A 25,135-nucleotide genomic window follows, 5' to 3' on the forward strand; every position below is an offset into this window, starting at 1 on the left:
CGTCCGTCCCGGCCGGTCCCGGGTCCGTGGTTCCGTACCGGCTCCACGGACCCGTCCGGGCCTCGGCCCGCACACACGGCATCCTCAAGAGAAGGCGGCACCCCATGGCTGACTTCGTCGGCGCAGTGGACCAGGGGACCACGAGCACCCGTTTCATGATCTTCGATCATGCCGGCAACGAGGTGGCGCGGCACCAACTGGAGCACTCGCAGATCCTCCCCCGCTCGGGATGGGTCGAACACGACCCGGTGGAGATCTGGGAACGCACCAACTCGGTGATCCAGAACGCCCTCCGGCACGGCAACCTCGACGCCTCCGACCTGGCGGCCGTCGGCATCACCAACCAGCGCGAGACGACCGTCGTCTGGGACCCCCGCACCGGGCGCCCGTACTACAACGCGATCGTCTGGCAGGACACCCGGACGGACTCCATCGCCGCCGCCCTGGAGCGCGGCGGCCAGGGCGACGTCATCCGCCGCAAGGCGGGACTCCCCCCGGCCACCTACTTCTCCGGCGGCAAGATCCAGTGGATCCTGGAGAACGTCGACGGGGTGCGCGAAGCGGCCGAGCAGGGGCACGCCCTCTTCGGCAACACCGACTGCTGGGTGCTGTGGAACCTCACCGGAGGCCCCGACGGAGGCGTCCACGCCACCGACGTCACCAACGCCAGCCGCACCATGCTCATGGACCTGGAGACCCTCGACTGGGACGACGAGCTCCTCGGCTTCTTCGACATCCCCCGGTCCATGCTGCCCACGATCAACCCGTCCTCCCATCCCGAGGCGTACGGACGCACGCGCACCTCCCGGCCGCTGCGGGAGGCCATCCCCATCACCGGCGTGCTCGGCGACCAGCAGGCGGCCACCGTCGGCCAGGTCTGCTTCGCACCCGGCGAGGCGAAGAACACCTACGGCACCGGCAACTTCCTCGTCCTCAACACCGGGACGGAACTGGTCCGCTCGCAGCACGGCCTGCTGACCACCGTGGCCTACCAGTTCGGCGACAGCCCCGCGATCTACGCCCTCGAAGGCTCCATCGCGGTCACCGGCTCCGCCGTGCAGTGGCTGCGCGACCAGTTGAAGATCATCACCGACGCCGGTGAGAGCGAACGACTGGCCCGGACGGTCGAGGACAGCGGAGGCATCTACTTCGTCCCCGCCTTCTCCGGCCTGTTCGCCCCGTACTGGCGCTCCGACGCCCGCGGCGCGATCGTCGGCCTCGCCCGCTACCACGACAACGGCCACCTGGCGCGGGCCACGCTGGAAGCGATCTGCTACCAGAGCCGCGACGTCGTCGAAGCCATGGAGCAGGACTCGGGCGTGCACCTCGACGTGCTCAAGGTCGACGGCGGTGTCACCGCCAACGACCTGTGCATGCAGACGCAGTCCGACGTCCTGGGCGTACCGGTCAGCCGACCCGTCGTCGCCGAGACCACGGCGCTCGGCGCCGCCTACGCGGCCGGCCTGGCCACCGGCTTCTGGCGGGACACGGACGAACTGCGCACGCACTGGCAGGAGTCCAAGCGCTGGGACCCGCAGTGGTCCGAGGAGCGGCGCGCCGAAGGGTACGAGGGCTGGAAGCGGGCGGTGGAGCGCACGCTCGACTGGGCCAAGGTCGAATAGCCCGTCCGCCCGCTCGGACAACCTGCTGTCCCGTGTCCCGTGTCCCGTGTCCCGTGTCCCGTGTCCCGTGTCCCCGTCCCGTGTCCCCGTCCCGTGTCCCCGTGTCCCGTGTCCCGTGTGCCGTCCCGCGCCGCGCCCCCTCGCTGTTCCGGGGCGCGGCGCGGCCGTGCGCCGGGCACGCTGGGGGACGGTGGCGCACGGTGGGGCACGTAAATCGATTGAGACGATACGCATCGTCTTGCTATGGTCGGCGTATGCACTTCCACCGCTTCCCCTGATGCCGGCACGGCGGCGCCCGCCGCCCTCCGCCGCCAGGAAACCCTCCACCTCACCAGGGGAAGCCCCATGCGCGAACGCGCCCACACCGCCGTGCCCGCTGCCGTGGCGCAGCTGTCCGTCAAGGACGTCACCAAGTCCTACGGCACCCGTACCGTCCTCGACCAGGTCTCCTTCACCGTCCGCCCCGGCGAGAGGGCCGCCGTCATCGGCGAGAACGGCTCCGGCAAGTCCACCCTGCTGCGACTCCTCGCCGCGGCCGAGCCGCCCGACACGGGCGAGATCACCGTCAGCTTCCCGGGCGGTACCGGCCACCTCGCCCAGACCCTCGACCTCGACCCGGACCACACCGTGCAGGACGCGGTCGACCTCGCCCTCGCGGACCTGCGTGACATGGAGCGCCGGCTGCGCGCGGCGGAGCGGGACCTGGCCGGTGCCCGCGCCGACGAACTCGACGCCTACGGCGAGCTGCTGACCGCGTACGAGGAACGCGGCGGCTACGAGGCGGACGCCCGCGTCGACGCCGCCCTCCACGGTCTCGGGCTCGCCGGGACCACCCGGGACCGTCCCCTCGGCTCGCTCTCCGGCGGTGAACGGTCACGGCTGGCCCTCGCCTGCGTGCTGGCCGCCGCGCCCGAGCTGCTGCTCCTCGACGAGCCGACGAACCATCTCGACGCCGCAGCCGTCCACTGGCTCGAGGAGCACCTGCGCGCGCACCGGGGGACGGTCGTTGCCGTCACCCACGACCGCGGTTTCCTGGAGCGCATCGCCACCACCGTCCTCGAAGTCGACCGCGGTGCGCGCACCGTGCGCCGGTACGGCGACGGCTGGGCCGGATACCGCGCCGCGAAGGCCGCCGCCCGCCGCCGTGCCCGGCAGGAGTACGCGGACTGGCTGGACGACGTCGCGGGAACCGAGGAACTCCTCGCGGCGGCCGCGAAACGCCTGGCCACCACGGGCGGGGACCCGCGACAGGGCTTCGGCAAACACCGCCGCTCGCACGAGGCCAAGCTCGGAGGCCGGGTCCGGGCCGTCCGGGAGCGGCTGGACCACCTGCGGCGCAACCCGGTGCCGGCGCCACCGGAACCCCTGCGGTTCACCGCGGCCCTGCCGGCGGCGGACGGGGACCGGCACGCCGGTGGCCCGCTCGCCGAGCTCGCCGACGTGACGGTGGGGCGGAGGCTGCGTCTGGACGGCCCGCTCACCGTCGGGCCGGGGGAGCGGCTGCTGGTCACGGGCGGGAACGGGGCCGGCAAGACCACCCTGCTGCGCGTGCTGGCGGGGGACCTGGAGCCGGACGCGGGGTCGGTGCGTCGCCCCGCCCGGATCGGCTACCTCGCGCAGGAGCTGCCCGCCCGCGCCACCCGGCTCCCGCTGCTCGCCGCCTTCGCGGCCGGGCGGCCGGGCCCGCCGGAGGAGTACGCGGACCGGCTGCTCGCGCTGGGTCTGTTCCGTGAGGAGGACCTGTACGTCCCCGTCGCGGTGCTGTCCGCCGGGCAGCAGCGGCGGCTCCAGATCGCGAACCTGGTGACCCGGCCGGCGGACCTCCTCGTCCTGGACGAGCCGACGAACCACATCGCGCTGGATCTGGTGGAGGACCTGGAGACGGCCCTCGCGGCATATCCCGGAGCGGTGGTAGCGGTCTCCCACGACCGGGACTTCCGCCACCGCTTCCCGGGCGCCCGCCTGGAACTGCGGGCAGGCCGCCGAGGGTGACGGGCGCGGGGGAGGGAGGTCGGGGGAGGGAGGTCACAGACCGGGACCCTTATGGACTTCTTGCTCCGTATGTCACCCTGGCCGACAACCGGGTCACCCACCTGCCGCTCGACCCGGGCGACCGACCCCCACGGATGCGCCCATGTCCCTGACGTTCCCCTCCCGCGCCGTTCCCGTCGTGCTGGCCGGAGCCGTCACCGCCCTGCTGGCGGCCTGCCAGCCCTCGGCCGCCGCCGGCCCCGCCGCCCCGCCGCGGCCGGTGGCGGTGGCCACCACGGCGTCCGTCGCCTCCGCTCCCGCCGCGCTCCCGCCCGCCCCGGTGGACGTCCGCACCCAGGAGTCGACGCTGTCGATTCCCTCGGCGGGTGTATCCGGGCTGCGCGTCGTCCCGTACGAAGGCACCACCGACGACGTGCCCGGCACCCGCATCCAGGACCGCGGGCTCGCGGCCAGCCCGTACGGCGAGGGCGGCGGGGTCGGCCCGGGCCAGGTCGGGAACTATCTGGTCACCGCACACCGCCTGTCGGCCGGCGGCCCGCTGCGGAAGCTGCCCGCCGTCGGCACGGGCGACACGGTCCGCGTGACCGCGGGCGGGGTCGAGTACACCTACGAGATCGTCGCGACCCGCAAGACGTCCTTCCGCTCGGCGCGCTCACTGGAGGAACAGCGCGCGGCGGTCCCCGGTTCCCCCGGCACGACCCCCACCCGGGCCATGATCACGATCTCGACCTGCGCCACCCCGGAGGACCACGCCGAAGGCAACTTCTGGAGCGACCCCCAGGGCAACCCGGAACACCGCATAGACAAGATCGGCATCCTCCGCACCACCAAAACCCCCTGACCCCGGCACCCTGGGCCCTGTCGTCAAAGTTGCACCTGGCCCGCGGCGCCCGGCACCGCACCTCGCCGCGTTGTCGGGGCGCCCACGTACGTCCAGTACTCGGGCGCCCCTCCGCCTTGCGATGCACGGCACCGGACACCGCGGGCCTGACCGGCGCCACTTTGACGACAGGACCTAGCCGGGGGCGCGGTGGATGCGGGCCAGGACGAGGACCGTGTCGTCCGTGGCCTCGGCGGGCAGCAGGCCGGCGATGATGCGGTCAGCGGCCTCCTCCAGGGGGCCCGTCACCGTGCGGAGCTGCTCCCGCAGTGCGTCCAGACCGGCCTCGATGTCCTGGCCGCGCGCCTCGATGAGGCCGTCCGTGTACAGGGCGAGCACCGCGCCCTCCGGCAGGTCGAGCGCGGCCGACCGGAAGGGGACGCCGCCCACCCCGAGCGGGATCCCCAGCCCCTCGCCGACGGTCTCGACGGTGCCGTCGGGGAGGCGTACCAGGGCCGGCGGATGGCCTGCGTTCGCGATGCGGGCGCGGCCGGTGTGCGGGTCGTGGACGAGGTAGAGGCAGGTGGCCAGCTGGATGCCGGAGTCCTGCGCGCACGTGTCGAGTTCGGCGAGCAGCGCCTCCGGGGTGCGGGTGTGGGCGGCGAGGGCCTTGGCCGTGATGCGCAGCCTGCCCATCGACGCGGCGGCCGGTACGCCGTGCCCCATGACGTCCCCGACGACCAGCGCGACCCGGTCGCCGGGCAGGTTGATCACGTCGTACCAGTCCCCGCCGACCTCCGTGATCCGGCTGCCCGGGAGGTAGCGGTGGGCGACGCTCACGTGGACGCCCGACGCCACGGCGCTGGGCAGCAGGGCGCGCTGGAGGGTCAGCGCGATGTCCTGGACCCGGCCGTACAGGCGCGCGTTGTCCAGGCACAGCGCGGCGCGCGAGGCCAGCTCGCCGGCGAGGGTGACGTCCTGGTCCGCGAAGGGCGTACGGTCGGCGGACCGGCCGAACATCGCGATGCCCAGCACCGTGCCCCGCGCGATGAGCGGGGCGATGACGATGCCGCCCAGCCCGCTGTCGAGCAGCAGGCGCGCCCGGTCCTGGTGGGCGGCCGTGCGGGTGGCGAAGTCCTCGTCGACGACGACGTGCAGCGGACGGCCGCTGCTCAGCATCTGGTGGATGCCGGACCCCGGCGGATACGTGACCCGCTCCAGGCCGCCGACCAGCTCGGGCGCCGGCGGCGGCAGGACGGTGCCGGTGGCGATCCGGCGGGTGGTCAGGGGCAGCTCCGGGTCGAACGGCATGTCCTCGTACATCCACTGGACCATCTCCACGACGGCGGCGTCGCAGAAGTCGGGCATGACGGCGTCGATCAGCTCCCGGGCGGTGACCTCCAGGTCCAGGGTGGTACCGACCTGGGCCGACGCGCGGTCCAGCAGGTCCAGCCGCTGCCGCGCCGCCGTCGCTTCGAGCAGGGCCTGCTCGCGGTCGGTGACGTCGACGAGGAGCCCGCCCACGCCCTGCCGGGTGTCTCCCGCCCCGCTCAGCGGGAAGAAGCTCACGGAACGGACCTGGTCGCGGTCGGGACGGCCCGGGGTGCGCAGCCCGACCAGCGCCCCGACGAGGGGACGTCCCTTCTCGGCCACCGCCCGGAGCATCCGCTCGTACTCGCCCCCGTCCGACGTGATCATGATGTCGGTCATCCGCCGGCCCAGGTGTTCCCGCACGGGGAGCCCGTCCATGTCGGCCAGCACCTGGTTGAGGTGGACGTAGCGCAGCTCCTCGTCGAGCATGACGAGGCCGATCGGGCAGGTCTCGAACAGCGCGTCGAGGAAGGCGAGGTTCGTCTTCACCCGGTCGAGTTCGTCGCCCCTGCTGGCCAGACCCATGACGACGCGGTCGCCGGCCGGACCGGTCACCGGGAACACCCGGAACCCGCAGTCGAAGACGCCGCTGTCGCGGTGCCGGGCGGGCATCCGGACCCTCCAGTACCCCAGGCTCAGACCGCGTTCCACCAGCTGAGCGGCGCCGCCGGGGGTGCCGGGGGCCGGGTCGGGGAAGAGTAGCGAGGCGGGCCGGGAAAGGATCTCGTCGGGCCCGTGGCCGAAGAGGTTGCGCGCGCCCGGCCCCCAGAAGCGGACCCGCTGCTGGTCGTCCAGGCCGAACACGGCGACGGGCACGTGCTCCAGGAGGGACCCCGGCTCGGACCGGATCGGACCGGGGGCGTCGGCGTCCGCACCCCCGGGCCGGTCCGATGCCATCTGGGGTCCCCCTTCGTCGAGGTCTCCCCTCATTGTGCCCGTCATCCGGGAGGCCGACCTCATGGGCGAACCCGCCCGTGGATCTCCCGCGGCAGTCCCTACCGACCGGTAATTCCAGCCAAATATCGCCATGCACCTGACAGGCTCCTGACACTTCGAGGTGGCTGTGGGACGCTCCCGGCACGCACTCCGCACCCCCTGAGAGGCATGGGTCGTGTCCGCGAAGTCCCGCCTGACCGGTGGGCTCCGGCACGCCCCGGCGCCTCGCCCACCCCCACCAGTCCGTGGCATGGAGGAGCGACCCATGAGGCACACCCCGCCCGTCTCCCGCACCACACGACTCGCACGCGCCGCCGGAATCGCGACACTCGTCGTCGCGGCGGGCCTGGCCGGTACCGGCACCGCCCTCGCGCAGGGCTCCGCCCGGGCCGCCGACCAGAAGGTCGACGGCGTGATGGTGGTCGCCGGCAACAGCTGCAGCTGGACGAACGGCAGCACCAGCGCCGCCGCCCCGAGCGCCCTCACCGTCGACCGCACCACGATCAACACACCCGGAGGCAATCTCGCCTGTGGCGGCGGTATCGCCGCCACCCTCAACAACAACCCGGCCTTCACCTTCGACGACGCGGCCGGCACGGCCCGGACCGATCTGATCGACATCACCGGCAGGCAGAGCTTCATCTCCTGCCGCTACAAGGCGACGAACATCGTGTGGGACCGCGACGGCACGAGCCGCAAGTACGTCAACCGGGCCTTCACCGCCACCAAGGCCTCGGGCAGCTTCCTGTGCCCGGGCTCCGTGACCACCCCGGCCGGGGACGCGTCCATGCTCTTCCGCTGACCCGTACCACCGCGCCGACCCCCCGCCCGACGCCCGGCCTCCTCCCGGTCCCGTACCGGGAGGAGGCCCGGCGGATGGTCAGAGGGGGTCGAGGAGCATCAGTACCTCGTCGCGGGTGTCGTCGGGGGCGAGGCGCAGGGCGCCGGGCCAGCGGCCCACCTCGCGCCAGCCGAGGCCGGTGTAGAAGTCCTCCAGCCCCTCTCCTCCCCGTGCCGCGAGGTGCAGCTGTTCGAGCCCCAGGTCCTCGCGGGCGACCCTCCGCAGCTCCCGCATGAGGGCGGACGCGACTCCGCGGCGACGGAACCGCGGACGGGTCTGGAGGTGGTGGACCGTGCCCCAGTGCCCGACGAGCCGGCCGGGATCACGCCGCAGGACGACCCATCCGGCGAGCACGCCGTCGAAGTCGGCGGTGACGAGCCGGCTGCTCCGCGGATGCAGACGGCGGAGGAGCTCGTCCGCGACCGGTGCCACCCGGCCGCGGTCGACGGGTGGGAAGGGGAACCCGGCGGCGCCACCCGAGTCGGTGACCTCGATCCAGCAGTCGACCAGCTGCTGCCGCAAGAGCGGAGCGACCTCCTGGACGTCGGTGATCTGGGCGAGTCGGGGCAGGCCGTCAACCGTCATGGGGAGGAGCATGCCAGCCGGCACGGACAGTGCGACGGCGTCCGAGGACCGCGACGGCCCGCATCCTGCCGCGCAGCTGGGCGGGTGCCGCAGCGGCGCGCGGCCGTCCACGCCGTGCCCGCCGGCGCGCCGGCGGAGTGGAACTCCGACGCCGTGACCCGTGGCGCGCGGCTCCGCCGAGGTGCACCGGCGGGAGCGGGCGGCGGTAACCGTCCTGGCCGTCCTGGCCGTTCGCGGGGCCGGGCCGGAACGCCCGACGGGCCTGCCGACCCCACCCCGCCCGGACGGACGCCGTCACCCGTCAACGACTGTGGGGAGCGGATGCGTTGCCGGGCCGGCGACGGCGGCCTCGGTCCGGTCCGAGGCGGTCAGCGTCTCGACGAGGGCGGCGAACTCGGCACGCTGGCGCCCGGTCAGGGCGGCGTAGAGCGGTAGCTGCAGTTCGTCGGTCATCCGCTCGGCGCGTTGCCACCGCGGGAGCGCATCCGCGTCGACGGGCTGCGGATCGGGCCAGCCGTAACGGGCCGCCTGTTCGACGCCGAGGTTGACGACCATCGCAGCCCGGGCGCTCAACCCGCACCTGCGCACCGCCACCAGATGGCAGGCGCCCCGGTGCTCCCGCAGCACGTGGACCCGCTGCATGGCCCCGCCGACCGGGTCGTCCCCGGGGCACGGCTGCGCACGCCAGCCGGCGAACAGCGGCAGCGCGTCGGGGTCGGCGGCATCGATCAGCCGCTGCGCCAGGTGGTTGAAGCGTTCGACGTCGACGTCTGCGGCGATGTGCGCGCGTCCCCAGGCGCGGACGGCCTGCGCGTAGCAGGCGGCGGCGTCCTCCGCGGGCATCACGGGCCGCCCCGCCAGCCACCCCGTCGTCACCAGACCGGGCCCGAGGAAGCCCTGTACCGCCTGCACCACCGCGACCGGTGCCTCTCCGAGTACTCCGAAACGTCCGCGGCAGTAGAAACCGCGGCCCGGGGCGAACCCGTGCCGCACCCCGATCGCGGCGGTCGCCCCGTCGGACATGAACTCGTCACCGAAATCGTGCAGGGGGCGCGCCACAGCGGCCGGACAGCGAGAGATTTCCATGGCCCGAAGATCGGCCACCACGACTCGGCAGGTCAAGGGGATCTTTCCTGACAGGACCCTTTAGCTGCACTATCGAGTCATGCTCGATGTCCGCCGCCTGCACATGCTCAGGACCGTCGCCGCCCGTGGCTCCATCACCGCTGCCGCGCACTCCCTGGCGCTGACCGCCGGTGCCGTCTCCCAGCAACTGGCCGCCCTGAGGAGCGAGGTGGGCGTCGACCTGCTGCGCCCCGACGGGCGGACCGTCGCGCTCACGGAGGCCGGCCGGATCCTCCTGGAACACGCCGACCGGATCCTCTCGGCCGTGGAGGAGGCCGAAAGCGCCATGGCCGCGGTCAAGGGCACGGTCGGAGCCACGGCCACGCTCGCCGCGCTCCCGTCCACCGTCACCAGGATCGTGGCCCCCGCCCTCACCGCTCTCGGTGCGCGCCACCCCCGGCTGGCGGTGACCTGCGCCATCACCGACCAGGCGCAACTGCGTGAACTCGCGCTCGGTACCGTCGACGTGGTGCTGGGACAGCGCTACCACCACGTGCCCGACACCACCCCCCGCGGGATCGCCGTCTCACCCCTGCTCGACGATCCCCTGCTCGTCGTCACGGCCGCCGGCCACGGCGACGACCGGCCCGTCGCCCTGCGGGAGCTTGCCACGCGGCCGCTCGCCGTACCCCCGCCGAGCACGGAATGCGGCCAGGCCGTCCAACAAGGCTTCCAGCGAGCCGGCTTCACCCCCGCGCCCCGCTACGTCACCGCCGACATCGCCGCCCAGCTCACCCTCGCCCGCTCCGGCCTCGCCACCGCGCTGGTCCCCCGCACGGCCATCGATCCGGCCACACCCGGGATCCGCGCGGTCCCCATCGCGGACCATCCGATCCACCGCCTCCTCTTCGCCGCGACGCGGCACACCGAGAACCCCAACCCGACCACCACCGCCGTCATCACGGCACTGCGCACGGCCGCCCGGGACGCCCGGACCGCCTGACCCCGGAGTGGCCGCATGGATCTTCACCATGGCCCCCCGACCGCACCCGCATCCGCACGGGACGCCGGGGGCCGCCCGGCCCACGCCGGGGCCGGTCCCCGGCGCCGCCCGGCCGGCCCGGGTGTTGTCAGTGGCTCCCGGTACGTTGGAAGGGCCTGACGGGTGGAGCGCGGGCACCGATGCACGACGGGGGTACACGATGGGTCCGACCACTGCATGGAGGGCTGCCGGGGGCCACGAGGTCATGCTCGATCTCGGGAGCGGGCCGAAGCCCGTGCTCCGCTGCCGCACGGCGGCCGGACGTGAGCTGAAGAAGGTGCCGCCCGCGCTCAGGGACGACCCGGTCGTGCGCGAACTGACCGCCCTCGCCGACTGGATCGCCGACCACGCCGACCGGACGCTGTCGACCGCCGAGCGGTGGATGACCGAGTCCCTTCCCGTGCCCGCGGAGTTGATACGACAGGTGTGGCCCGACCCGTACTGGCGGCGCGCCCTGCACCACGCCGTCATCGCCCCGGAAGGACCGGACGTGCGGCGCGCCGGGGTGCTCACGGGTATCGCGCCGCGCCCGGGCGGCCCGCTGCTCGTGACGGGCCTCGACGGGGAACGCGAGCTGGACGACGCCCTCGTCGTCCTTCCGCACCCGGTGCTCCTCGACCCGCGTGGCACCGGGCTCCTGGACCGCTGGCGCGGACTGCTGGAACGACTCGGCGGCGGACAGGGAATCGAGCAACTGCACCGCGCGGTGTACGTGCGCCCGGACTGCTCACCGGCCCCGGAGCCCGCACCGTCCACGGGAGGGACCGCCAACACCCGCGAGGGCATCACCGTCTTCCACGGTGCCGGCTACGGGACCGGCGCCCGGTTCGACCACCTGGTGGCGCGGTTCGGCGGACGCGTCGGCGGGGAGCGGGCCCGTTTCACCTTTCGGGACCGGGGGAGCAGCCACGCCCTGGTGGCCGACCTGCGCCACCAGGGCCCCGCGGCGCCGGTGAGCCTGCACGACTTCTGGTTCACCGACGGCCGGGGACGGCAGGGGACGGGGACCTACGACGCCGTGCCCCGACCCGTCTGGTCGGAGGGCATCGGGGCCCTCGCCTCCCTCTACGACGAGCGGGATCCGGCGGAAGGCCGCGCGGGCGCGCCCCTGCCCGCCGACGCCTCCTCGGGTTACCAGTCCTTCCTCGTCTCCTGCGCCGCGTACGCGGCGGCGGGCGCACCACAGGCCGGGCCCCCGCAGCCGCGGCGGCCCGCCGGGGCGTCGCAGCTCCTCGACGCGGGCGCCGTGCTGACCGGCGCCCCCGCCGGTCCGGACGAGGAACCCCTCACCGCCCGCCGCTACGCGTCCGCCTCGCTGGGCGACGGCGCGTGGTTCGTCCGGCTCGTCGTGGCACGTGCGGTCGGCGCCCATGACGCGGTGGCGCGGGCGCTGGGCCTGGAGCCGGCCGCGGAAGGGGCCACGCCCGTCGGCAGGACGGCGGTACGGCCGCTGGACTTCCTGTCCAGGGTCTGCGACGCGCACCCCGGCCTGGCACGGCAGGCGATGGCGCTGCTCGCTCCCCTGCGCACCTGCGCGAGGACGGCCGCTTCCAAACCGGGCCGGGCCGCCACCCAACTCCGGGCGGGCCTGGCCAAACTGACGGCCGCCCACCCCGAACTCCTGCCCCACGCCCTCGATGAGGGAGCACGCCTCCTGGTCGCCGCGGGCAGCATCGCCATGGCCCGGCCCCTCTACGTGGCGGCTCGGGCCGCCGAGAAGCAGCGCGGCGGGATCGACGAGGCCGCGCTGCGCGAGCTGGTCTCGGAGTTCGCCGCCCTCGGCGTCGTCGACGGGAAACTGCTGCGGCAGCACCGGGACGACATCGCCGCACGCTCGTCGGCGAGCGAGGCCTACGAGGAACACCGCCGGCTCGTCCTGGAGTGGTGCCGAAGGGAGGGAGCCGTCCCCGCCTCCTTCGCCGTGGAGCTGGCGGACGGGCCGGGCGGTGCCCCGCCGCCCGCCGACGACGCCACCACGGAGACCTTCCACCTGCTGCTGAGGCGCGGCGGACTGCGGCAGGCGACGGCGGCCGTGTGGGAGGCATGGGCCGCACCGCTGGAGCGGGACTTGGCCGAGCACCCCGACACGGCCGAGCACCTGCGGACCCACCTGCCCGAACCCAGCGGCTCCTCGGCGGCCGCGAAGACCGCGGCGGCCGAGGCCTGGCTGGCCCTGCTGGCCCGCACGGAGCTGCTGGAGCGGTTCACGGGCGGGACGGAGCAGCACGCCGGCGCATCGGCGGAGGCCGCGAACGACTGGCTGACGCTGCTCCTCCGGCAGTACGCCGGACTGCGGCTGCCCGTCGCCGGCCTGGAGCCGGTGGTGGCGGCGGTGGCGGCCCGCCTGCGCGAGGCCGGGCGGACCCGGGAGCCCCTGCTCGGACTGCAGACCAGAACACTGGGGGGCGACTTCTGGGGCGTGGGCGTCGACCTCGGACTGCTCGCCCTGATGCAACGGGTCGGCATGCCCTTCGGCGCGCCGCCGGACGACCAGCGCGTACACGCCCTCCAGTGGATCCAGCGGCGCGGGACCGACGGCGTCGAGCCCGTACTGGCCGACCCCGCCTTCCGGGACGGGATCCGCGACGAACTGACCGGCGCAGTGCGGGGCAGCCTCGGATACACCGTCACCCGCCACCGGCTGACCCCGTTCCCGAAGGTCACCCGGCGGGTGGCCGCCGTGGAACCGCTGCGGGAGTTGATGTCGGGGATCCTCGACGAGCGCGCGCTGCGCCTGCGGGCGGGCGGGGAGGGCCAGTTGGCCGCCCTCCAGGACCTGCTGCTCCATGTGGAACCGTTCGTCGTCGTCGCCGGCGCCGCGCGGCCCTTCGACGCCCCCGTCCGTGAGGCACTCGCCGTCGAACCGGCCGCCCTGCTGGCGGACACCCTGCGCACCGGTTGCCCCGCCGACGGCCACGACCCTGACCGGAGGACCGGATGCGGCCTGCGGGAGGTCACCACCGACCACGCGCGGGACCTGCTCGACTCGGCGGACGCCACCGTGCGGCACCGCCACGCGCAGGTGTACGCCGTGGAGCCGGCCACCCGCCGGAGCCGGTACGTCGACTTCCGCGAAGGGTCCGCCTTCGCGGACGACTTCCTGCCCCTGATGGACAAGACCCTGCCGCCCCTCGCGGACGACTCCTGCCGTTCGCGGGCCCTGGGCATCGTGCAGGGAGCGCTCTGGTGCCAGACCTGGCAGGAAACGCTCCGCAGACTCTCACCCCTCCGCCGAGAACGGGCGGCGTGATCGCGAACGTGCGGGGGAGCCTCACCGTGTCGGACGGGGTGCCGGCGATGTATGAGACGGTGCGGTAGGACAGCGGAGGGGTGTTCATGCGCAGACGTCACGCGGTGGTGGCCGGGGCCGGGATCGGGGGGCTCACCGCCGCCCTCGCACTGCACCGCCGCGGATGGGACGTGACCGTCTGCGAACGCGCCCCCGAACCGCCCACCACCGGCGCCGGGATCGGGCTCGCCCCCAATGCCCTGCGCGCACTCGACGCCATCGGCGTCGACGCGGCCCGGGCCGCCGGCAGCGCCGTACCCGCGACCATGGGCGTACGCCGCTCCGACGGCCGCTGGCTGACCCGCGTCGACACCTCGTACATGGCGGCCCGCTACGGCACGCCCCCGATCGCCGTACCGCGCCCCGCCTTCACCGCGGCCCTGGCCGCCGCCCTGCCGCAGGATGCCCTGCGCTACGGCACCACGGTGACCGGCGTGGACGACCCCGGCGGCCACCCCACCGTCCGTACCGCCGGGGGCCCGGACCTGCCTGCCGACCTGGTCGTCGCCGCGGACGGCATCCACAGCCCGCTGCGCCGCGCCCACTTTCCCGGACACCCGGGCCTGCACTACATCGGAGAGACGGCCTGGCGGGCCCTCGTCGACGCCCCGGACCTGCGGATCCCGTCCATGAGCGAGACCTGGGGGAGGGGCGAGCGCTTCGGTGTGACCCCGCTCGTCGACGGCCGGTTCTACCTCTACGCCACCGCGCTCGCCCCGGCCGGTACCCGGTCGGCCGACCCCCGCGCCGAACTGGCCCGCCGGTTCGGCGCCTGGCACGACCCGATCCCGGCCCTGCTGGAGCGCGTCGGGCGCTTCGACCCGGCCGACGTGCTCCAGAACGACCTGTACGACCTGGCCGCTCCGCTTCCCCGCCTCCACCACGGTCGGATCGCCTGGATCGGCGACGCCGCCCATGCCATGGCCCCCAACCTCGGTCAGGGCGGCTGCCAGGCCGTCGAGGACGCGGTGGTGCTCGCACACCTGCTCCCGGCCGGCGACACCGAAGCCACCACCGCCGACGACGGAGCCGTCCCGGCCGCCCTCGCCGCTTACACCGCGGCCCGCCGCGACCGCACCGACACCGTCCGCCGCCGTGCCCGCCGCGTCGGCCGCCTGGGCGCCCTCCGCAACCCCCTCGCGGTGGCCGTCCGGGATCTGGCGGTCCGCGCCACGCCGGACCGCCTGGCCCTGCGGGGGATGGACGACCTCTTCAACGGCTTCCGTCCGCCGGCCCCGCCCCCGACCCCGTAGCGGCCGGCGCACGGCCACCGGTCACCGGTCAGCCAGGGTGACCCGTATGCCGGACCGGGCCAGGACGCCCAGTACCTCGGCGAACAGGTCGTAGGGCAGGCCCTCCGGGGTGAGGGCGTGGGACAGGTGCTTGCGTGCGACGGCGGAGTCGTGCCAGAGCAGCGTTTCCGGGCCGCGATGGCCGAAGCCGCCTCCGAGGCAGTCGGGGAGCGCGTCCAGGTTGCTGCCGAGTAGCCGCCCGGCCCGTTCACCGCCTCGCCGAGGGCGAGGCAGAGGCCCGGGACGTCGGTGACGTACCGGCCGTCGAGTGCGTAGGTCCGACCCGCCGGCCGGTCGACGAGGCCCGGCCTCGGCCTCGCCAGAACGAGGTCCAGCCAGGCCCAGCGCTGCCGGGTGCCGAGACCGGCCCAGGCGCCGCGCGTCCGCGGCAGCCCGGCGAGCCAGTACTGCCGCAGCGGCCGGGCGGACTGCGGTACGGGAGGGGAAAGCGTGCCTTCGAGTATCAGGTCGATCAGGTCCCTTCCGGGCGCGGAGGGGCGCCAGGAGCCGACTTTCATCCGCAGCAGCAGCAGCTCCGCGAACGGCTCACCGCGGTCGTCCCCAGGGCCCGCCGGAGCTCCTCGCCCGCCGTGAGCCGGCGCAGCACGATCGGGGGGTCCGACCACGCGGGCGGCAGGATGCGGGTGAACCCCCGGCAGGAGCCCAGCAGGCGCCGCCCGTCGTACGGGAGTACGGGGCCCAGGTGGTCTTCGGGAGGGCCGGAGGGCCCCGGTGGCCGCCCACCGCATCACAGCCGGGCGCCGCGGCCGGGACCGGAGCCGCTGCGCCCGTTCGAGCACGTGTGCGCATCGGGTGCGCATCGGGTGCGCCGTAGTGGTGAGGGCCGCCCCCCGACGCGTGGCGTGCACGCGTGTCCCGTGGAGGGGGACGATGAGATGGCTGGGAGCTGAGACCCGCAGCCCGCGGCGGCCGGAAGGAGAGCCCGGAGATGGGAGCGATCGAGCCCACGCACGGCGACCCCGAAGGGAGGCAGCCTGCCGCGTCCGGGCCGGGCGGTCTGCTCGACGTGCTGCGCGTGGCCGCCATCCTCCTCGACGCCGACGGCCGGATCGACCTGTGGAGCCCCCAGGCGGAGGAACTGTTCGGTTACACCGCCGAGGAGGCCCTCGGAGAGTACGCGGGACGCCTGCTGCTGCACGAGGAGCACCTCCCGGTCGTCCTGGACATGTTCGCCGAGGTCATGGAGGCCGGAGTCAGCTGGGTCGGCGTCTTCCCCGTCCGCCACAAGGACGGCAGCACGCGCATGGTCGAGTTCCGCAACATGCGGCTGCTGGACTCCCAGCAGGAGTACTACGCCCTGGGCCTCGCCGCGGACCAGGCCACCGTGCGGCAGGTCGAACGGGACCTGGCGCTGTCCGCCCGACTCGTGGCCCAGTCACCCGTCGGCCTCGGCGTGCTCGACACGGACCTGCGCTACGTCTCCGTCAACCCGGCCGAGGAACGCCTCAACGGGGTCCCCGCCGCCGAGCACATCGGCCGGCACGTCCACGAGGTGCTGCCCGCCGTGGACGCGTCCTTCGAGGCCGCCATGCGCGAGGTGCTGGCCACCGGGGTGCCCATCGTGGACCAGTACACGGTCGGCCGTACCCCGGCCGACCCCGACCACGACCACGCCTGGTCGATCTCCTTCTACCGGCTCGAAGCCCCCAACGGGACGGTGGTGGGCGTGGCCACCGCCAGCGTCGACGTCACCGAGCGGCACCGGGCCGTCGAGGAACAGCGCCACACCGCCCTCACCCTCCAGCGCAGCCTGCTGCCGCACACCCCGCCGCGCCGGCCGGGCCTGGAGGTCGCCACCCGCTACCGGCCCGCCCAGGCCACCATGGAGATCGGCGGCGACTGGTTCGACGTGATCCCGCTGAGCGGGGACAAGACCGCCCTCGTCGTCGGCGACGTCATGGGCAGCGGGGTCGGAGCCGCGGCCAGCATGGGCCAGCTGCGCACGGCCACCCGGACCCTCGCCGACCTCGACCTCGACCCCGCACAGGTCCTGCACCACCTCGACCACGTCACCGAGGGCCTCGACACCATCGCGACCTGCGTATACGTCGTCCACGACCCGCGCGCCGGACAGTGGCACCTCTCCCTCGCCGGGCATCTGCCCCCCGTCCTCCTCCGGCACGACGGCACCCGTGAACTCCTCGACCTGCCCACCGGCGCGCCCCTGGGTGGTGTCGGCGTCGCCTTCCACACCGTGAGCCTCCCGGTCGAGGCGGGCGACCAGCTCGTCCTCTACACCGACGGCCTGGTCGAGACCCGCGACGATCCGATCGACGAACGCCTCGACGTCCTCCTGGACGCCCTCGACGACCCGGGCCGTCCCCTCGACGACACCTGCGACCTCCTGCTCGACACCATGCGCCACCCGGGCGTCCACGACGACGTGGCCCTCCTGATCGCCCGGGCCACGCCCGCCACCACCCCCACCAGCCCCGACTGACCTCAGGTCAGTGATCGGGTGCCGGTGCCCGTGGCGGTCGCCAGGCGCAGGGCCGCCACCAGTTCGCGGTACAGCGTGTCCGTGGCCAGCAGCTCCTCGTGGGTGCCGCGCGCGCGGATCCGGCCCGCCTCCATGACCACGATCAGGTCGGCGTCGACCACCGTCGACAACCGGTGTGCGACCGTCACCACCGCGCCCGTCGCCGCGCGGCTGCGGATGCAGTCCTGCACCGCCGCCTCCGTCAGCCCGTCCAGCTGGGCGGTCGCCTCGTCCAGCAGCAGCCTGGGAGCGCTGCTGCGCCTGGCCGATGCCCGGCATGAGGAGCGCGAAGAGCGCGGCGGTCACGGCCACGGCGGCCATGGTCGTGCCGAGCAGCACCAGGTCGAGCACGCCCATCAGGACCAGGCTGCCCACCAGCATGACGGCGCCGTTGACCAGACCGACGAACGACTGGGCGGCGGCCTCGCGGAGGAGGACGGTGTCCGAGGTGACACGGGCGACGAGTTCGCCGGTCGGGCGGCGGGTGAGCGCGGGCACGGTGGCCCGTACGCCGCCTGGATGCAGGCCCGCGACCACGGCACCCCGCGCCACACCGCGCTCACGTCCTGCCTCCACACCCTCCGCAAGGCGACGGCGGCCACCTGACCCGGCCCGGCTACGGGGTGGTGCGTGCCGGGAAGGTGAAGCGGTAGCCCTGAGAGTTCAGCCAGGGCAGGTACTCCTTGAGGGCCGCGACCGTCTCGCTGCGGTCGCCGCCCCCGTCGTGGAACAGCACGGTCGGCTGCTGGGGGAGCTTCTCCTCAATGGCGGCGATGATCGCCGGCAGGCCCGGGCGACTCCAGTCCTTGGGGTCCACGCTCCAGCCCAGCGGCCGCATCCCGCTCGCCGCGGCTATCGCCCGGCTGTCGGGGGTGAAGGCGCCGCCCGGTGCGCGGTAGTAGCCGACCGGCACTCCGGGCGCGGCCTTCTCGATCATGGCCTTGCCCTCGAGGATCTGCTGCTTCTGGAAGGCGACGGGTTTGTGGTCCATGGTCACGTCGTGGTCGACGGAGTGGTTGCACAGGCGGTGGCCGTCGGCGGCGACCTCCCGCACCAGCTCCGGGTACTTCTGCGCCTTCGTGCCGATCATGCAGAAGGTGGCCTTCACGTGGTTCTCGCGCAGCACCTCCAGGACCTGGGGCGTCCAGCGGGGGTCCGGACCGTCGTCGATGGTGATCGCGACGTCACGGCCCGGGCCCTGCGCCAGGCGGGAGATGCCGAGCGGGATCCCGGCGGCGCTCCGGGCGGCTCCCGGGTTGTCGGCCGACGCGGCGGGACCGGAGGGCTTCGTACCGCCCGCCTTGTCCGCGGAGCCGTCCGTGGCGGCGAGGGCCGGGGTGCCCGACACGGCCAGGATGCCGAGGACGACGGCCGTGGCGGCGGCTCCCGTCCGCCGCAGGCGGCGGGCGGAGATGCTGGTGATGCCCATGGAGGCGCTCTTCCTTTGCGCTCGGCCCCCCCGATCTCGCATTGCCGGTCCAGGCTAGGTCATATGTCCGGGATGCCCCTCGGTCGATCCGCCGGTACGACGGCCCGCGTCCCGCAGTTACGGGGTCTGCGGCGCGCTGTTCCCCGTCCCGTGTGAGGAGTCTCACCGGCCACGGGCCGCCGGAACCGCGGGAGCCGGCACACCGCCGCAGGCGAGCGTCACCGGAAAATCCGCCGCCGGACCTCCCGCGCCGTCCCTACGATGGCCCGATGTCGTCGATCAAGAAGTTCCAAGTCACCTTCGACTGCGCACGGCCCGAGCGCGTCGCCCGCTTCTGGTGCGAGGTACTGGGGTACGTCGTCCCACCGCCCCCCGAGGGGTTCGCCGACTGGGAGGCGTTCGACCGCGCCCTGCCGCCCGAGCGCCAGGGTTCGGCCTTCGCGTGCGTCGACCCCACGGGCGTGGGCCCGCGGCTGTTCTTCCAGCGCGTTCCGGAGGGCAAGACCGTCAAGAACCGCCTGCACATCGACGTGCGCGTCGGCCCCGGACTTGTGGGCGAGGAGCGGGTGGCCGCCCTGGAGGCCGAGTGCGCCCGGCTGGTCGCGCTGGGCGCCGTACGCGTGCGGCTGCTCACCGCCGACGACATGAACGAGTCGTGCCTGGTGATGCAGGACGTCGAGGGCAACGAGTTCTGCCTCGACTGAACGGCGGCCACCGGGGCAGTCAGACGTTGGCGATCACCAGCAGGGTGCGGGCGGGTGACGGGCCCGACAGGCGGCAGCGGTGCGGGACTTCGCCCCTGTGGTGCGCGCTCTGCCCGGCGCGCAGGATCAGCGGCTCCTCGCCCGCCACCTCCAGGGCCACCTCGCCCTCCAGTACGTAGAGGAAGTCCTCGCCGGGGTGCTCGAACCAGCCGCGCTCGCCCCGGCCGGGCTCGAAGTGGTGCTCGTACGCCTCCATCAGCGCGCTGCGCCCGCCCGGGATGAGCACCCGCGCGACCTGCCCCGCGGACTCGTCCACGCGGATCACCTGCGGGTCCCCCTCGTGACTGACCGCGCCCGGGCGCGCGGGCGGCCGCAGGAAGGTGCCCGGACTGACGTCCAGTGCCTCCGCGATCCGGTAGATCGAGCTGAGGCTGGGCGTGGTGAGGCCGCGTTCGAGCTGGCTGAGGAACGGCTGGGAGAGGCCCGAGCGGTCGGCGAGGACGGCCATGGAGACGCCGCTGCGCTTGCGGCAGCTCCGGATCACCCGTCCGACCTCGATCGCCTCGGGCGTGGGTTCAGGTCGAGACACGCTGGTGAACGTACCTCATCGGCGATCAAGGGCTCTGAGGTCCGGACAGGTTTCGCACCGCTGCAACACGCTCTTCATAAGCGTCGTCAATTATTGACCTCACTTATCGACGACCGAGGAGCCGCTCCGTGCACGCCACCCCCTCACCGCCCGGCCCGGCCGCCGGCCGACTGGGCCCGGCCCTCGGCCGCTTCGGCCCGGCCCTGACCGCGGCGGCCGCCGTGCTCGGCCTCTGGTACCTGCTCGCCCGGTCCGGCGCGGTGGCTCCGGCCCTCCTGCCCACACCGGCCGAGACCCTGGCCGCGCTCGCCGACTCCGCCCGCAGCGGGACCCTGGCCGCCGATCTCGGCGCCAGCCTCGCCCGCGCCGGCCAGGGCTTCGCACTGGGCGCCCTGATCGGCGGCGCGCTCGGCTTCGCCACCGGCTACCTGCCGAGGCTCTCCGCCGCCGTCACCCCCGTCGTCTCCTTCCTCCGCCCCATACCCGCCATCGCCCTGGTGCCGCTCGCGACCGCCTGGTTCGGCATCGGCGAGACCGCCAAGCGGCTCCTGATCGCCTACGCCGTGCTGCTCGCCGTATGGCTCTACGTCCACGACGGCGTGTCCCGGGTCCCGGTCTCCCACCTCCGCGCCGCCCGCACGCTGGGCGCCCCGCTGCACCGGCGTTTCGTCGAGGTGCTGCTGCCCGCCGCCGCGCCCGCCGTCCTCGCGGCGCTGCGCTACGGGGCCTCGGTGGCGCTGCTCGCCCTGGTGGCCGCCGAACTGGGCGGCGCGGACAGCGGTCTGGCCTACCGCCTCCAGGTCGACGGCCAGTTCCTGCGGGTGGACCGGATGTTCGCCGGGCTGCTCGTCCTCGGGTCGCTCGGCGTGGCCGTGGACCTCGTACTCGCCGGGATCGGCCGCCGGCTCGTGCACTGGAGCACGTCATGAGCCTCGCCGTACGACTGGAAGGGGTGTCCGTCCGCTACGGAGCCGCCCCCGTCCTGGAACGGACCGACCTGGAACTGCCCGCGGGCTCGTTCACCGCCCTGCTCGGGCCCAGCGGTTGCGGCAAGTCGACGGTCCTCGGTGCCGTCGCAGGCTTCGTACCGCCCGCCACGGGGCGGGTGACCGCGGGCTCCCGGCCCGTCCGCGGGCCGGGACCGGACCGGGGCGTCGTCTTCCAGCACTACGCGCTCTACCCCTGGCGCACCGCACGGGGCAACGTCGAGTTCGCGCTCAAGCGGCTCGGACTGCCGCGCGCTGAACGCCGCCGCCGCGCCCTGAAAGCGCTCGCCGAGGTCGGCCTGGCGGACGGCACCGACAAGTACCCGGCCCAGTTGTCGGGCGGCATGCAGCAACGCGTCGCACTGGCCCGCGCCCTGGCCGCCCAGCCCGAAGTGCTCCTCATGGACGAGCCGTTCGGAGCCCTGGACACCCTGACCCGGACCCGCATGCAGCGCCTGCTGCGCGAGCTGTGGCAGCGCCGCGGCACCACCGTCCTGTTCGTCACCCACGACATCGACGAGGCCCTGGCCCTCGCCCAGCGCGTCGTCGTCCTCGGCGGGGCCCCCGGTCGGGTGCTCGCCGACCACACCGTCCCCGACGGGCCACCCGACCCGGACCTGCGCGCGCTCGTCGCACGTCACCTCGGCTCCGACTGAACCCCCGCCCGCACCGACCACGAAAGGCCGCCCGATGCCCGGCCCCACACCCCAACCCCGCCCCACACCCCAACCCCGCCCCACACCCCGCCCCGGCGCCACACCCCACCCCCGCCCCGCACCCCTGCCCCGATCCGCAGGCACCTTCGGATCCGCGCTCATGCACCGACCCGGACGCACCCCCGGAGCCCGGGCGGCCGCCGCCCTGCTGATGACGGCCCTGCTCTGCACGCTCGTCCCGGCCTGCTCCGGCGCCTCCGGCCGCGACTCCGGCTCCGGCGGCGGCCGCCCGGCCGTCTCCGTCGTCGGCAGCGACCAACTCGGCGGAGCACCCGTCCACATCGCCCAGGAGCACGGGCTCTGGTCCGCGGAGGGCATCGACGCCACCGTCACCACCCGGCCCACCGGGCGCGACGCCCTCAACGCCGTGCTCGGCGGCCAGGCACAGCTCGGCGTCGTCGGAGACCTGCCCGCCGTCACCGCCGCCCTGGGCGGACGCGACCTGCGGATCGTCGCCGACCTGTCCCGGTTCTCGGACTGGCGGCTCCTCACCCGCTCCGACCGCGCGATCACCGGCTTCGCCGCCCTGAAAGGCCGCAAGGTCGGCGTCCCGCAGGGCACGAACGTCGAGTACGCCCTGTCGCGGATGCTGGCCTCCGTACAGCTGACGGCCGCTGACGTGACCGTCGTCAACCTCGCCCCGAATCAGGTCACTTCCGCGCTGGCCCGCGGCGACATCGACGCCGGCGTCACCTTCCCCAGCTTCTACGAGGCGGCGCGCACCGCGCTCGGCGAGCGCTACGCCGAGCTCGCCTTCACCGGATACACGGCACGCACGCTGCTCGTCGCGGGCCCGAAGACGAGCGACGAGACCACCGCCGCCGTCCTGCGCACCGTCCTGCGCGCCCAGCGCGAGATGGGCCAGGACCCGGCCCGCGCACGACAGGCCGTCGTGGCCCAGTCCAAGGGCGCGCTCCAGGCCGGATACGTCGACACCTACCAGCCCCGCTACACCTACGACGCGACCCTCTCGCCCGACCTGCTGGCCCAGTTGGAGCAGGAGGCGGGCTGGGCCAAGTCCGCCCAGGGACTGCCCGGCCCCGCCGACCGCACGGCCCTGCAGCGATACCTGAACCCCGCGCCCCTGACGGCCGTCGACCCGGCCGCCGTCACCCTCCGCTGACCCCGACGCACCGCACCACCAGGAGAACGATCACCATGACCCGTACCACGCCCACGACCGTCGACCAGAACACGCTGCGCCGCCGCGGCGTCGGCCTCATCGCCCACGACCCCGGACGCAGCCACGGCGGCTACACCCTCTACACCCCGATCACCAGCGCCGGCGAGATCCACCTCGTCGACATCGAGGGCCGGAGCGTGCACACCTGGAACTCCCCGCACCCGCCCGGCCGCCAGGCGCAGCTCCTGCCCAACGGCAACCTCTTCTACGCAGCCAAAGACACCACCAGCCCCACCCTCTTCCCCATCTGGGACGTCTACCACGGCGGCATCTTCCAGGAACTGGCCCCCGACTCCACCGTGGTCCGCGAGGTCCGGCACCCCTTCCACCACCACGACGCCTCGCCGCTGCGCAACGGCAACCTCGTCATCACCGTGGTCGAGCCACTCGCCCCGGCCGACGCCGCCCGCATCCGCGGTGGCATCCCCGGCTCCGAGGCCCCGGGCGGCGTGATCTACGGCGACGTCGTCTACGAACTGACCTGGGACGGGCGGGAGGTGTGGCGCTGGGCCGCCATCGAGCACCTCGACCCCGAGGACTTCCCGCTCGACCCGCACTTCGCCCGGGAGCACTGGCCCATGGCCAACACCGTCAACGAAACCGCCGACGGCTCCCTGATCCTGGGCTTCCGCAGCGCGTCCTCCGCCGTGGCCGTCGACCGCGCGGACGGCTCCGTGCTGTGGCACATCGGCCCCGACGTCCTGGCGCAGCAGCACCATCCGCACGAGCTGGCGAACGGCAACATCCTCGTCTTCGACAACGGCAGCTACCGCGACACCACCTCCGTGCCCTACTCGCGGGTGCTGGAGCTGGACCCTCGCACCGGCCAGGAGGTGTGGTCCTACCAGGACAACCCGCCGCAGAACTTCTACAGCCCGTACATGTCCAGCGCCCAACGCCTGCCGAACGGCAACACCTTCGTGGCCGAGGGCTCCTTCGGCCGCCTCTTCGAGGTCACCCCCGACGGCCAGGTGGTGTGGGAGTTCGTGGTACCGCAGTTCCGGTCGTTCGGCGACGGCGTCGGCCTGGAGTCCTCGGCCGGGGCACAGAACTCGGTCTTCCGCGCCCACCGCTACTCCGCCGACCAGCTCCCCTGGCTGCACACGACGGGCTGACACCCGCCGGGGCGCCGGCAGCGGTCGCCGTCAGGGCCGGGGCGGTGCGTACGGTGCCCAGTCGACGATCCGTACCGCCGCCCCGGCGGCCTCCCTGCCCCGGCAGTGCGCGTGGTGCCTGCGGGCGATGCCGTCCAGGTCGAGGTGCATCCCGAAGGCGGGACGGGCCGCCAGCCACCGCGCGTACGACCACAGACGGGGGTGATCGGTGATGCGGTACACCGCTTGCGCGTCCAGGTGCCAGCGGTGCACCGTGTCCAGCTGCACCAGCGTCACCCACACCTCCACGTCCGCTGCGGTGAGCCGACCGTCCACCAGGTAGTCCTCGCCCGCCAGCCGCGCCTCCAGCGCACCCAGCCCGCGCAGCAGGGTGGCGAGCGCGGCGCCGCGTTCCACCGGGTCGGCGCCGGACCGGCCGGCGCGCTGCGCCGCCGCGTTGATGCCCTGCTCGCAGAGCCGCACCACCTCCTCGATGCGTGCGTCGGCACCGGCCGGGTACAGGCACGGTCCGGCGGCCCCGAAGCGCCGGGTGAGGTCCTGGACGATGTCCGGGGCGTGCGTGCTGACGATCCGGCCGGTCCAGCCGTCGCTGAGGACGGGCGCCAGCGCCGGCCCCGGGTGCAGGTGCGAACTGGCCTCGTACAGCGGGCGCAACGCCAGGTATCCGCCGTCGGACGCGTCGGGTACGGAGGGCAGCGAGGTCATCGGGAGCACGTCCCGCAGGCCCAGCAGGCTGTGCGTGACGGCGATCCGCAGACAGCTCGGACACGACGGCGCCAGGTGCAGCCGGTAGCGGTGCGGAACTGCCGGGAAACCACTGCGCGCGTCACGGCCGATCCTGCTTTGAAAGGACGGCGACGGCGACGGCACGGCTTTCGGGTACGTGGCGGACATGCGTCTCCCTGGGATTGCTCGGTGCCGCCGCGGTGCGGGCGGCAGAATTCCCTACTACTTCACTAGGATTCGCCGACTGGAGTGTCGATCCGCGTCAGGACGCTGTCAAGAGGGCATGGCTCGCCCCGGCCACATCGCGCCGACGCGGGGGGAGAGGGTGGCGG

The 25,135-nt window shown here is 74.0% G+C and carries 19 protein-coding genes and 2 pseudogenes; 13 read left to right on the plus strand and 8 right to left on the minus strand.

What is annotated here, in order from left to right:
* The first annotated feature begins 104 nt into the window (after nucleotides 1-104).
* From glpK to AC2RP6_RS36100, 3 genes are all read left to right on the plus strand, one after another.
* The gene (gene glpK / locus AC2RP6_RS36090) at nucleotides 105-1,622 is read left to right on the plus strand and encodes a glycerol kinase GlpK (RefSeq protein ID WP_486450029.1); all 1,518 of its coding nucleotides are present in this window, start codon (nucleotides 105-107) and stop codon (nucleotides 1,620-1,622) included.
* Nucleotides 1,623-1,967: 345 nt separating this feature from the next.
* Complete coding sequence (gene abc-f, locus AC2RP6_RS36095) at nucleotides 1,968-3,614, plus strand: ribosomal protection-like ABC-F family protein (RefSeq protein ID WP_486450030.1); 1,647 nt, start codon at nucleotides 1,968-1,970, stop codon at nucleotides 3,612-3,614.
* A gap of 142 nt (nucleotides 3,615-3,756) precedes the next feature.
* Nucleotides 3,757-4,455 (plus strand): sortase domain-containing protein, encoded by a 699-nt coding sequence (locus AC2RP6_RS36100; protein WP_486450031.1) that lies wholly within the window; start codon nucleotides 3,757-3,759, stop codon nucleotides 4,453-4,455.
* Nucleotides 4,456-4,629: 174 nt separating this feature from the next.
* Here the strand turns inward: AC2RP6_RS36100 and AC2RP6_RS36105 are convergent, their stop codons facing one another.
* A complete protein-coding gene (locus tag AC2RP6_RS36105) occupies nucleotides 4,630-6,702 on the minus strand; it encodes a SpoIIE family protein phosphatase (RefSeq protein ID WP_486450032.1) in 2,073 nt (690 codons plus the stop codon).
* A gap of 304 nt (nucleotides 6,703-7,006) precedes the next feature.
* Here AC2RP6_RS36105 and AC2RP6_RS36110 point away from each other — a divergent pair, with 304 nt between their 5' ends.
* Nucleotides 7,007-7,543, plus strand: coding sequence for a hypothetical protein (locus AC2RP6_RS36110; RefSeq protein ID WP_486450033.1), 537 nt, complete (start codon nucleotides 7,007-7,009; stop codon nucleotides 7,541-7,543).
* 78 nt (nucleotides 7,544-7,621) lie between these two features.
* Here the strand turns inward: AC2RP6_RS36110 and AC2RP6_RS36115 are convergent, their stop codons facing one another.
* The gene (locus tag AC2RP6_RS36115; protein WP_486450034.1) at nucleotides 7,622-8,167 is read right to left on the minus strand and encodes a GNAT family N-acetyltransferase; all 546 of its coding nucleotides are present in this window, start codon (nucleotides 8,165-8,167) and stop codon (nucleotides 7,622-7,624) included.
* Between the two features lie 294 nt (nucleotides 8,168-8,461).
* Nucleotides 8,462-9,253 carry an SCO6745 family protein gene (locus AC2RP6_RS36120; RefSeq protein ID WP_486450035.1) on the minus strand — a complete coding sequence of 264 codons (792 nt, stop codon included), beginning with the start codon at nucleotides 9,251-9,253 and terminating at the stop codon, nucleotides 8,462-8,464.
* 79 nt (nucleotides 9,254-9,332) lie between these two features.
* Here AC2RP6_RS36120 and AC2RP6_RS36125 point away from each other — a divergent pair, with 79 nt between their 5' ends.
* The 4 genes from AC2RP6_RS36125 to AC2RP6_RS36140 all read left to right on the plus strand — a co-directional run bounded on the left by AC2RP6_RS36125 (nucleotide 9,333) and on the right by AC2RP6_RS36140 (nucleotide 17,316).
* Nucleotides 9,333-10,235 carry a LysR family transcriptional regulator gene (locus tag AC2RP6_RS36125; RefSeq protein WP_486450036.1) on the plus strand — a complete coding sequence of 301 codons (903 nt, stop codon included), beginning with the start codon at nucleotides 9,333-9,335 and terminating at the stop codon, nucleotides 10,233-10,235.
* 244 nt (nucleotides 10,236-10,479) lie between these two features.
* Nucleotides 10,480-13,524 carry a DUF4132 domain-containing protein gene (locus AC2RP6_RS36130; RefSeq protein ID WP_486450037.1) on the plus strand — a complete coding sequence of 1,015 codons (3,045 nt, stop codon included), beginning with the start codon at nucleotides 10,480-10,482 and terminating at the stop codon, nucleotides 13,522-13,524.
* Nucleotides 13,525-13,610: 86 nt separating this feature from the next.
* Nucleotides 13,611-14,816, plus strand: coding sequence for an FAD-dependent oxidoreductase (locus AC2RP6_RS36135; protein ID WP_486450038.1), 1,206 nt, complete (start codon nucleotides 13,611-13,613; stop codon nucleotides 14,814-14,816).
* 988 nt (nucleotides 14,817-15,804) lie between these two features.
* Nucleotides 15,805-17,316, plus strand: a complete 1,512-nt coding sequence (locus AC2RP6_RS36140) for a PP2C family protein-serine/threonine phosphatase (protein WP_486450039.1) — start codon at nucleotides 15,805-15,807, stop codon at nucleotides 17,314-17,316.
* A 2-nt stretch (nucleotides 17,317-17,318) separates the two neighbouring features.
* Here AC2RP6_RS36140 and AC2RP6_RS36145 read toward each other — a convergent pair.
* The 3 genes and pseudogenes from AC2RP6_RS36145 to AC2RP6_RS36155 form a co-directional block, all read right to left on the minus strand.
* Nucleotides 17,319-17,597: pseudogene (locus AC2RP6_RS36145) on the minus strand (ABC transporter ATP-binding protein); the annotation flags it as partial.
* A gap of 55 nt (nucleotides 17,598-17,652) precedes the next feature.
* Nucleotides 17,653-17,931: pseudogene (locus AC2RP6_RS36150) on the minus strand (ABC transporter transmembrane domain-containing protein); the annotation flags it as partial.
* Nucleotides 17,932-17,971: 40 nt separating this feature from the next.
* Entirely contained in the window at nucleotides 17,972-18,784 is an 813-nt protein-coding gene (locus tag AC2RP6_RS36155) for a polysaccharide deacetylase family protein (protein WP_486450040.1), read from the minus strand.
* A 269-nt stretch (nucleotides 18,785-19,053) separates the two neighbouring features.
* Between AC2RP6_RS36155 and AC2RP6_RS36160 the strand changes: the two genes are divergently transcribed.
* Nucleotides 19,054-19,488, plus strand: coding sequence for a VOC family protein (locus tag AC2RP6_RS36160; protein WP_486450041.1), 435 nt, complete (start codon nucleotides 19,054-19,056; stop codon nucleotides 19,486-19,488).
* A gap of 19 nt (nucleotides 19,489-19,507) precedes the next feature.
* On the opposite strand, the gene AC2RP6_RS36165 is transcribed toward AC2RP6_RS36160, so the two are convergent.
* Nucleotides 19,508-20,077: a helix-turn-helix domain-containing protein gene (locus AC2RP6_RS36165; protein ID WP_486450042.1), complete on the minus strand. Its 570-nt coding sequence runs from the start codon at nucleotides 20,075-20,077 to the stop codon at nucleotides 19,508-19,510.
* Nucleotides 20,078-20,205: 128 nt separating this feature from the next.
* Here AC2RP6_RS36165 and AC2RP6_RS36170 point away from each other — a divergent pair, with 128 nt between their 5' ends.
* The 4 genes from AC2RP6_RS36170 (at nucleotide 20,206) to AC2RP6_RS36185 (ending at nucleotide 24,077) form a co-directional block, all read left to right on the plus strand.
* On the plus strand, nucleotides 20,206-21,006 hold the full coding sequence (locus tag AC2RP6_RS36170) for an ABC transporter permease (RefSeq protein ID WP_486450043.1): 801 nt from the start codon (nucleotides 20,206-20,208) through the stop codon (nucleotides 21,004-21,006).
* On the plus strand, nucleotides 21,003-21,719 hold the full coding sequence (locus AC2RP6_RS36175; protein ID WP_486450044.1) for an ABC transporter ATP-binding protein: 717 nt from the start codon (nucleotides 21,003-21,005) through the stop codon (nucleotides 21,717-21,719). Before AC2RP6_RS36170 ends, AC2RP6_RS36175 begins: the two co-directional genes overlap by 4 nt.
* Nucleotides 21,720-21,879: 160 nt before the next feature.
* Nucleotides 21,880-22,902 (plus strand): ABC transporter substrate-binding protein, encoded by a 1,023-nt coding sequence (locus tag AC2RP6_RS36180; protein WP_486450045.1) that lies wholly within the window; start codon nucleotides 21,880-21,882, stop codon nucleotides 22,900-22,902.
* A 35-nt stretch (nucleotides 22,903-22,937) separates the two neighbouring features.
* Nucleotides 22,938-24,077 (plus strand): aryl-sulfate sulfotransferase, encoded by a 1,140-nt coding sequence (locus tag AC2RP6_RS36185; RefSeq protein ID WP_486450046.1) that lies wholly within the window; start codon nucleotides 22,938-22,940, stop codon nucleotides 24,075-24,077.
* Nucleotides 24,078-24,107: 30 nt separating this feature from the next.
* Here AC2RP6_RS36185 and AC2RP6_RS36190 read toward each other — a convergent pair whose 3' ends face one another.
* Nucleotides 24,108-24,971: a glutathione S-transferase C-terminal domain-containing protein gene (locus AC2RP6_RS36190; protein WP_486450047.1), complete on the minus strand. Its 864-nt coding sequence runs from the start codon at nucleotides 24,969-24,971 to the stop codon at nucleotides 24,108-24,110.
* Nucleotides 24,972-25,135: the final 164 nt, after the last annotated feature.

Source organism: Streptomyces sp. WAC03905 (assembly GCF_057371075.1).

Bases quoted from the DNA above. Each gene is read 5' to 3' on its own strand.
- AC2RP6_RS36155 (WP_486450040.1), bottom strand. From the start codon at position 18,784: ATGGGCATCACCAGCATCTCCGCCCGCCGCCTGCGGCGGACGGGAGCC.
- glpK (WP_486450029.1), top strand. From the start codon at position 105: ATGGCTGACTTCGTCGGCGCAGTGGACCAGGGGACCACGAGCACCCGT.
- AC2RP6_RS36110 (WP_486450033.1), top strand. From the start codon at position 7,007: ATGAGGCACACCCCGCCCGTCTCCCGCACCACACGACTCGCACGCGCC.
- AC2RP6_RS36185 (WP_486450046.1), top strand. From the start codon at position 22,938: ATGACCCGTACCACGCCCACGACCGTCGACCAGAACACGCTGCGCCGC.
- AC2RP6_RS36130 (WP_486450037.1), top strand. From the start codon at position 10,480: ATGCTCGATCTCGGGAGCGGGCCGAAGCCCGTGCTCCGCTGCCGCACG.
- AC2RP6_RS36175 (WP_486450044.1), top strand. From the start codon at position 21,003: ATGAGCCTCGCCGTACGACTGGAAGGGGTGTCCGTCCGCTACGGAGCC.
- AC2RP6_RS36180 (WP_486450045.1), top strand. From the start codon at position 21,880: ATGCACCGACCCGGACGCACCCCCGGAGCCCGGGCGGCCGCCGCCCTG.
- AC2RP6_RS36100 (WP_486450031.1), top strand. From the start codon at position 3,757: ATGTCCCTGACGTTCCCCTCCCGCGCCGTTCCCGTCGTGCTGGCCGGA.
- AC2RP6_RS36125 (WP_486450036.1), top strand. From the start codon at position 9,333: ATGCTCGATGTCCGCCGCCTGCACATGCTCAGGACCGTCGCCGCCCGT.
- AC2RP6_RS36135 (WP_486450038.1), top strand. From the start codon at position 13,611: ATGCGCAGACGTCACGCGGTGGTGGCCGGGGCCGGGATCGGGGGGCTC.
- AC2RP6_RS36115 (WP_486450034.1), bottom strand. From the start codon at position 8,167: ATGACGGTTGACGGCCTGCCCCGACTCGCCCAGATCACCGACGTCCAG.
- AC2RP6_RS36190 (WP_486450047.1), bottom strand. From the start codon at position 24,971: ATGTCCGCCACGTACCCGAAAGCCGTGCCGTCGCCGTCGCCGTCCTTT.
- AC2RP6_RS36140 (WP_486450039.1), top strand. From the start codon at position 15,805: ATGGGAGCGATCGAGCCCACGCACGGCGACCCCGAAGGGAGGCAGCCT.
- AC2RP6_RS36160 (WP_486450041.1), top strand. From the start codon at position 19,054: ATGTCGTCGATCAAGAAGTTCCAAGTCACCTTCGACTGCGCACGGCCC.
- abc-f (WP_486450030.1), top strand. From the start codon at position 1,968: ATGCGCGAACGCGCCCACACCGCCGTGCCCGCTGCCGTGGCGCAGCTG.
- AC2RP6_RS36105 (WP_486450032.1), bottom strand. From the start codon at position 6,702: ATGGCATCGGACCGGCCCGGGGGTGCGGACGCCGACGCCCCCGGTCCG.
- AC2RP6_RS36120 (WP_486450035.1), bottom strand. From the start codon at position 9,253: ATGGAAATCTCTCGCTGTCCGGCCGCTGTGGCGCGCCCCCTGCACGAT.